Below are 516 nucleotides of genomic sequence, written 5' to 3' on the forward strand. Positions count from 1 at the left end.
TGCAGGATGCGAACGGCAATGCCATCGCGCTGCACTGGACCGCAGCGGATGCGGGCGATGCGGGGACGGCCACGGGCGAGGTGCTGACCTGGAGTGCGCGGCAGGCCCGCGAGCAGGCCATGGCCGACGGAGAGATCCGTGCGGCCAGCGCGGGAACGTTCGCCTCTCCCTTCTCAATCCCGCGTCTGGTCGGCGTCTCCGATTCGGCGGGGCGACAGTTGCGACTGAGCTGGACCCAGGTCAACGATGCGCCTGCCACCGATCCGCTGCGCGGCGCCCGCCTGGCCGCCGTCGAGCTGCTGGCGCCCGGCCAAGCAGCGCCCCAGGTGCTGGCCCGCTATGCCTACGACAACCAGGGCCAGCTCATCGCCACGCAGCACGGCGGCCTGCCCTACCGCCAGTACGCCTGGCGCTCGGGCGTGCTGGTGGGCTACCGCAAGGCCAGCGGCCACCGCTACTTCGCCCAGTACGACGCGGAAGGCCCGCACGGCCGCGTGCTGCGCTCCTGGTGCGCCG

Annotated in this window: 1 pseudogene; it reads left to right on the forward strand. The window is 72.7% G+C overall.

The window, feature by feature from the left end:
* A pseudogene (locus AVHM3334_RS23815) lies at positions 1-516 on the forward strand (RHS repeat-associated core domain-containing protein); the annotation flags it as partial.

It is taken from the genome of Acidovorax sp. SUPP3334, assembly GCF_030159055.1.
GTDB lineage: Bacteria > Pseudomonadota > Gammaproteobacteria > Burkholderiales > Burkholderiaceae_C > Paracidovorax.